Consider the following 6926-nt stretch of genomic DNA (forward strand, 5'->3'; position numbering starts at 1 on the left):
TTTGCCAAAACCCCTTTCAATATAATTTGACCTTTTTTGACCAATTGAGTTTTAAAAAATGGTCTGTTATTTGACCAATTTTGACTATAGTATACCTTGACTATCTTTGACTTTCAAGTGTGATGCTTTTCCTTTTTGTTCCGGCATCCTGAAGTTGTCCTTCTTTTTAAGGAACCTGTCTCATACGATGAAGAAAGGGAATTTGTTGACGGGGGAGAAATATGAGTCAATCACAAGGATCAGCGTTTCAGTTGGCATTTGTTTATGTAGGAACTGTCGTCGGAGCCGGATTTGCGACGGGAAGAGAGATCGTTGAGTTTTTTTTAAGGTTCGGCTGGACAGGTTTGGCCGGAATCTTGATCAGCGGGCTGATGTTTACTTTTCTCGGGGCGAAAATCATGCTGATTTCAATCAGAATCAATGCCAAATCCTATCAGGAGTTAAATAAGTTTTTGTTTGGCCCCACTCTCGGAAAATTTGTCAATGGTTTCATGCTCATGATATTGCTTGGCGTGACCTCTGTGATGCTGTCAGGAGCGGGGGCGATCTTCGAAGAACAGCTCGGCCTTTCCAATCAGTCGGGGATGCTTGTGACGATTGCTTTGAGCCTGTTCGTAATGATGAGGGGTGTAAAGGGAATATTCGGTGTCAATATTATCGTCGTTCCTTTATTGCTGTTTTTTTCATTGATCGTCCTGTTTGATTCGTTTATTTTTGGCGGGCCTTCCGTCCACACGCTGCCGGCATCTTCGGCAAAGATAGACTGGGTGCTGTCGGCTGTTTCATACGGCGCTTTTAATTTGTCGCTCGCACAGGCAGTGCTTGTGCCGATCGCTTCTGAATTAAAATCAGAACGGCTGATTAAAAAGGGGGCGTTTATCGGAGGGACCCTGCTTACCCTTGTATTAGTCGCGAGTTTTTTATCGCTTTCTACATTGCCTGATGTCCTTTTATATGAAATTCCGATGGCACAGGTCGTCTATATTGTCCAGCATTCTGTACATATCATCTACCTGTTTATCATTTTCGGGGAAGTCTTCACATCGGTCATCGGCAATTTATACGGTCTGGAAAAGCAGATCAATGAATATCTTCATATGAAAAGTTTTTATATCTTCATCTTCATTTTGCTGACGATTTACTTAACCGGACAGATCGGCTACGGAAAATTGATTTCCACCATCTATCCATTATTCGGGCAGCTGAGCCTTGTCTTTATTTTCTTTCTGATCATCAAAAGAGTGCCAAAACGATGAGGGAGGGTTCCGCACTTGGCGAAAGCCCGGATTTGTGATAAGATGGCGAAAGAAAATTGAACAAAATCCGCTCGGAAACTGCGGGAGAGGTTCTAGCAAAACCCTCTATAAAAAACTAAGGAAAGCTGTATCCTTGGGGTATGGCCTTTTTTATTGTTTTTTTGCTAGAACACCTTTCCTAAAAAAGAAAGGTGTTTTTTCTTTCCGATATCAGAGCTTATGTAGCAAAGCATCCACCAGAATTTTTTTGGAAAAGGGTGAAAAGCGGAGAAGGAGGAATTATGAAACAGGAAAAAGCGGTCGTCGTATTCAGCGGCGGTCAGGACAGCACAACTTGCCTTTTGTGGGCATTAAAACAATTTGAAGAGGTGGAAGCGGTCACCTTTCATTATAATCAGCGGCACCAGCAGGAAATTGACGCTGCGAAACACATTGCCGAAAAGCTTGGCGTCAAACATCATCTGCTAGATATGGCGCTTTTGAATCAGCTTGCGCCAAACGCTTTGACAAGGGATGATATCGAGATTGAAGCTAAAGAAGGAGAGCTTCCGTCCACATTTGTTCCTGGACGCAACCTCGTGTTTTTATCATTTGCTTCCATCCTTGCCTACCAAATCGGTGCGCGCCACATCGTAACAGGCGTATGTGAGACGGACTTCAGCGGCTATCCGGATTGCCGGGATGAGTTCGTGAAATCATGCAATGTCACCGTCAATTTGGCAATGGAACGCCCGTTTGTGATTCATACGCCGCTTATGTGGCTGAACAAGGCAGAAACTTGGGAGCTGGCCGATGAGCTTGAGGCGCTTGAGTTCGTTAAAAATGAGACACTGACCTGCTACAACGGAATCATTGCAGACGGATGCGGCGAATGTCCGGCCTGCAAACTGCGCGCTAACGGCTACAACGAATATATGAAAATGAAAAGGGAGAGAGCTTAACATTGCTTACACAAGTCTACCCGCAAACAAGTCATCCTTACGCATTTGAATTAAATAAAGATATGCAGATGTCGGCTGCCCATTTTATCCCGAGGGAAGATGCAGGCGCATGCAGCATGGTGCACGGCCACACGTATACAATCAATATCACGATTGCCGGAGATGTGTTAAATGAATCTGGTTTTCTCGTCAACTTCAGCACGCTTAAAAAATTGATCCATGGAGAATATGACCACACTCTTTTAAATGATCACAAGGAATTTTCAGGTGAGAGCGCTGAACAGATACCTTCGACTGAAGTTGTGGCGAAAACGATTTATGACAAGGTAGAGGCCTATTTAAAAGGACTTGAAAACCGGCCTTGTTGTGTTCAAGTGTTTGTCAGGGAAACTCCGACAAGCTATGTCGTGTACCGTCCAAAACCGGGTGATCAACATGGCTAAGCCGATTCCGGTGCTGGAAATTTTCGGCCCGACCGTTCAGGGAGAGGGCATGGTTATCGGCCAAAAAACGATGTTTGTCAGAACAGCCGGCTGTGATTATTCATGCAGCTGGTGCGATTCAGCTTTCACATGGGACGGCTCGGCCAAAAAAGACATCAACTGGATGACAGCAGAAGAAGTATACGAATCTCTTAAAGAAATCGGCGGAAACGCCTTTTCACATGTTACGATTTCAGGGGGAAATCCAGCGCTTTTAAAACAGCTGGACGGCCTGATCTCTCTTTTGAAAGAAAACGATATTCGGACAGCACTCGAAACGCAAGGAACATTTTACCAAGACTGGTTTGTGAATATCGATGATTTAACCATTTCGCCAAAGCCGCCAAGTTCAAACATGAACACCGATTTTAAAAAGCTTGATTATATCGTCGGCAAGCTGGATGAACACGGCAGGCTGGACGCGGCAAGCCTGAAGGTCATCATTTTCAACCCGCTCGACCTTCAATTTGCAAAAAAAGTCCACCATCGCTATCCCGATACCCCGTTTTACCTTCAGGTCGGGAATGACGACGTTCATACCGAGGATCAGGGGCGGCTCGTTGAAAGGCTCCTTCAAAAATATGAAGAACTGGTCGAAGCGGTCACCCGCGACCCTCAATTAAACCGAGTCCGCGTTCTTCCCCAGCTTCATACCCTCATCTGGGGAAATAAACGGGGTGTTTAACAGAAAGGAAGATGAAAATGACAACAAGAAAAGATTCAGAGCTTGAAGGCGTAACCCTCCTGGGAAATCAAGGAACCAATTATTTGTTTGACTACTCTCCGGAAGTGCTGGAGTCTTTCCCGAATAAACATGAAAACAGAGACTACTTCGTAAAATTCAACTGCCCGGAATTCACATCCCTGTGCCCGAAAACGGGACAGCCTGATTTTGCGACCATCTATATCAGCTACATCCCCGATAAAAAAATGGTAGAAAGCAAATCTTTGAAACTGTATCTCTTCAGTTTCCGCAACCATGGCGATTTTCACGAAGACTGCATGAACATCATCATGAACGATTTAATTGAGCTGATGGACCCGCGCTACATCGAAGTCTGGGGCAAATTCACGCCGAGGGGCGGAATCTCCATCGACCCGTACACAAACTACGGCAAGCCGGGCACAAAGTACGAAAAAATGGCCGAGTACCGGATGATGAATCATGATTTGTATCCGGAGACGATTGATAATCGGTGATGATTTTTCCGTTGGATGAAACGGAGTGTGGTCACGAAATCGAACGGTTGTGTGACGTTTTGTGATCGGAGTGTGACGTCACTGTGTAATCCGGTCACATAAAAAGTGTGACCCGTAAAAATACGGTATTTTTATAGTGAAATGGTCGAGGGGATCGATACGTTTGTGACATAGACGTGCGTAATTGCACGTCTATTTTTTGTCTGAAATTCTGTTCGAAAAAACAAGCATACGTCGTTTTTACAAGGCGTATATGATTCCGGAACGCTCGAAGAAATCGGCCTATATGCGGTGCGTCAAACGTTCATCGCAACGAAGCGAAGCATATTCGAAATCTTTTGCCGGCTATAATAACGGCGTGCCGGACAGGATGTTAGACCAACTATACGAGACAAGATTCGATGCGTTAATCGAAGGGTGAAAGGGGGATATTTTCGTCACCCGTCTCGTTAACGTAACTTTCTATTCATTTATCCATATATTCAAGTCAACATTAAGCCCACTTCGATTTTCGAGGTAGCAGCTCCAACAGAGGTGATATGCATATGACTTAATTGTGTAGTATTCCACAGTTTAAATAAAGAAGATTCTTAACAGTTATAAAAATTGACCAGTATCTACTCTAGTGGAATTTTTCCCCTTAACCTGTTTTAACGTCGCTACTATAAGAAAGCTAACAATCACTAATAAAAGCCATGAACTCACCTTTCCTAGATGAACGAGACTCCATGCATCGGTTTGGTTTGGATATTTCCAAGCCCCAAAAAACGTTGCGATATTTTCGGCTATCCATATAAAAAATCCGATGAGCACAAAAGAAAGTGCGAGCGGCATACGGTAACGAGTTCCATTAACATCGTATGTGACCCATGATTTCCAAAAGACGATCATGACAAGTCCAGATAACCACCAACGAACGTCAATCCAATAATGGTGGGTGAAAAAATTCAAATAAATCGCAGCGGCAAGAGGTACAACGACCAAAAACGGCGGCCACTTAACCAGTTCAACCTTAAGCCTCCTCCAAGCCTGGCAAAGATAACTGGCTACACTTGCGTACATAAAGCCGCTATACAAAGGCACTCCGAAAAATTTGGAATACCCTTCCTCCGGATAAGCCCAGGAGCCCATATGTACCTTGAAAAGTTCAAGAGCAAGTCCAATAAGGTGGAACAATGTGATCACCTTTAGTTCATCCCGTGTTTCAAGCCCGGAATACACCATCCACCACTGCATGAGAAGGCAGATGATGAGCAGCCAGTCATACCGTGGCAGGAAGGGAAGTGGTATGATTTGTGTAATAGCCAAAGAGGCAAAAATAACGACAGGAAATAAACATGACAGGGCCTGTTCCCAACCAAAATGAACGAGTTGTTTTAGTGCTCTCATGATTTGGGCCTCCGAAGTTTTTTTCTGAATATATGAAAGCGACTTAGGGTATGCATAGGATCACCGCCGTATAACTTTCTTTTTCTTTCAATATTAAATACTTTATTAATCCTGGGTGTCTTCATCACTTCGGTATTCCAAAATATCTCCGGGTTGACATTCTAAAGCCTTACAAATCGCCTCTAAAGTTGATAATCGAATGGCCTTTGCCTTTCCATTTTTCAATATAGAAAGATTAGCCATCGTGATTCCAACCCTCTCTGAAAGTTCGGTAACGCTCATTTTCCTTTTAGCCAGCATCACATCAATATTGATTATAATTGCCATTGTTTTCACCTCAGACTGTTAAATCATTTTCTGATTTTATATCTATAGCTTCTTGCAAAAGCCTTTGGAGAACAGCAGCAAAGACTGCGATAACCATTGAAGCTAAAATAAGGACCAATCCGATTAGGATGATACCTGGAGCGTCGTCCATCTCCGCGATGAGATAGAAGAGCGGCATGCCTACCGCAAATAAAGTACTAATGGTGATTGCACAGTATTTTATATTCTTTAAAGCCCGTACAGATAATTCCGAGAAAGCTTTATTCCGGTCAATATAGCTTAAAAGTTTAAAGGCTTGATACAGAGCAAAGTAAAAAGGTATCGCCGCTGCATACAAATCGGCATAAACGAGATATTTCAGATAAGAAATATCTGGATACAATTCGGCTGCAAAGTTAGCTATTTCCGGCACAAAAAATATGCACAAAGCAAGAACTGGCATTCCAATAAGAATAACAGCTATCTTTAAAAAGAGTGTTGATCCTCGTTTCATAAAAAGCACCTCACCTATTTTTGTCGATTTGAATTTAACATATTATTTATCGTTTTACAATAAAAAAATATTGATATAGATGATTTTGTTATTGTTAAATAATGATCTCTTTGATTTTAGACAAGATGGTGTTACTTTGCCGGAAACAAAGCCGTTTATAACAACTGAGCAAGTGCAATGCAATACGTCAGCGGAGTACACATCACCTTTTGAAGGTCTTTACGGCTTCCGCCATACGACACGAAACGCTCACGCTCAAAGCCGCTTGAGAACGATACTTAAAAACGAAGATTCAAGATAAGCCAGAAATCACGATCGAATTAGATTTCGTTGAATTGAAAAACGCCGGTTACGCGGTCGCTAAGCCGGGCCTCGGCGATACCATTCCGCCTATTTACAATGAAAAGCACTAGGTATGTTAAGCCGAACCGAATCTTAAATTCCTTAAAGTTTTAAAAGAAAAAGAATCGATTTTTCTCAAACGTCAAGTTTATCGGATATATATTGAAATGCTTAAAAGCCTAGCGGGTCTGAATAGAATAGCTATAAAGGAATATGTGTCATAACAAGAGGACCTGCATATGTTGTGTTATAAAAATAAAACAGCTGCCGATTAACACGTCTTTGCCCTTGTGCGAACACTCGGGGTGAAGTCGAGGAGTTATTCGAGGTGAAGATCGAAGACGCTGACGAATAATCGGCGTCTTTTTAGTTTGGCGAAAACAGAACACCGAACCGGAGCAATTATTGTCTGATCCTAACGAGGTTCATTAGCAGTCCAGGGTACCGGATAAGATGCAATGTTTATAAACGAAAAAGGGCGCCAATTATGGCGCCT

8 protein-coding genes and 1 riboswitch are annotated in these 6926 nt (G+C 42.9%); of the genes, 5 read left to right on the top strand and 3 right to left on the bottom strand.

Going from position 1 to position 6926, the window contains the following annotated elements; translation table 11 throughout:
- Positions 1-221: 221 nt before the first annotated feature.
- The 5 genes from BTA30_RS21180 to queF all read left to right on the top strand — a co-directional run bounded on the left by BTA30_RS21180 (position 222) and on the right by queF (position 3879).
- Positions 222-1256: a YkvI family membrane protein gene (locus BTA30_RS21180; protein ID WP_076763863.1), complete on the top strand. Its 1035-nt coding sequence runs from the start codon at positions 222-224 to the stop codon at positions 1254-1256.
- Positions 1257-1336: 80 nt separating this feature from the next.
- Positions 1337-1381, top strand: a riboswitch (PreQ1 riboswitch).
- A 156-nt stretch (positions 1382-1537) separates the two neighbouring features.
- A complete protein-coding gene (gene queC, locus BTA30_RS21185) occupies positions 1538-2197 on the top strand; it encodes a 7-cyano-7-deazaguanine synthase QueC (RefSeq protein WP_076763866.1) in 660 nt (219 codons plus the stop codon).
- 2 nt (positions 2198-2199) lie between these two features.
- Complete coding sequence (gene queD, locus BTA30_RS21190; RefSeq protein ID WP_076763868.1) at positions 2200-2640, top strand: 6-carboxytetrahydropterin synthase QueD; 441 nt, start codon at positions 2200-2202, stop codon at positions 2638-2640.
- Positions 2633-3364: a 7-carboxy-7-deazaguanine synthase QueE gene (queE, locus tag BTA30_RS21195; RefSeq protein ID WP_076763870.1), complete on the top strand. Its 732-nt coding sequence runs from the start codon at positions 2633-2635 to the stop codon at positions 3362-3364. Before queD ends, queE begins: the two co-directional genes overlap by 8 nt.
- 17 nt (positions 3365-3381) lie before the next feature.
- A complete protein-coding gene (gene queF, locus BTA30_RS21200; protein ID WP_009328607.1) occupies positions 3382-3879 on the top strand; it encodes a preQ(1) synthase in 498 nt (165 codons plus the stop codon).
- Between the two features lie 597 nt (positions 3880-4476).
- On the opposite strand, the gene BTA30_RS21210 is transcribed toward queF, so the two are convergent.
- From BTA30_RS21210 to BTA30_RS21220, 3 genes are all read right to left on the bottom strand, one after another.
- Entirely contained in the window at positions 4477-5268 is a 792-nt protein-coding gene (locus tag BTA30_RS21210; protein WP_076763874.1) for a DUF817 domain-containing protein, read from the bottom strand.
- Positions 5269-5373: 105 nt separating this feature from the next.
- Entirely contained in the window at positions 5374-5595 is a 222-nt protein-coding gene (locus BTA30_RS21215; protein WP_057775318.1) for a helix-turn-helix domain-containing protein, read from the bottom strand.
- 10 nt (positions 5596-5605) lie between these two features.
- The gene (locus BTA30_RS21220) at positions 5606-6088 is read right to left on the bottom strand and encodes a DUF2975 domain-containing protein (protein WP_076763876.1); all 483 of its coding nucleotides are present in this window, start codon (positions 6086-6088) and stop codon (positions 5606-5608) included.
- Positions 6089-6926: the final 838 nt, after the last annotated feature.

It is taken from the genome of Bacillus swezeyi (assembly GCF_001969815.1).
GTDB classification, from domain to species: domain Bacteria; phylum Bacillota; class Bacilli; order Bacillales; family Bacillaceae; genus Bacillus; species Bacillus swezeyi.

Excerpts from the sequence above, each read along its gene's own strand:
- BTA30_RS21180 (WP_076763863.1), top strand. The coding sequence starts at position 222 with ATGAGTCAATCACAAGGATCAGCGTTTCAGTTGGCATTTGTTTATGTA.
- queC (WP_076763866.1), top strand. The coding sequence starts at position 1,538 with ATGAAACAGGAAAAAGCGGTCGTCGTATTCAGCGGCGGTCAGGACAGC.
- queE (WP_076763870.1), top strand. The coding sequence starts at position 2,633 with ATGGCTAAGCCGATTCCGGTGCTGGAAATTTTCGGCCCGACCGTTCAG.
- queF (WP_009328607.1), top strand. The coding sequence starts at position 3,382 with ATGACAACAAGAAAAGATTCAGAGCTTGAAGGCGTAACCCTCCTGGGA.
- BTA30_RS21210 (WP_076763874.1), bottom strand. The coding sequence starts at position 5,268 with ATGAGAGCACTAAAACAACTCGTTCATTTTGGTTGGGAACAGGCCCTG.
- BTA30_RS21215 (WP_057775318.1), bottom strand. The coding sequence starts at position 5,595 with ATGGCAATTATAATCAATATTGATGTGATGCTGGCTAAAAGGAAAATG.
- BTA30_RS21220 (WP_076763876.1), bottom strand. The coding sequence starts at position 6,088 with ATGAAACGAGGATCAACACTCTTTTTAAAGATAGCTGTTATTCTTATT.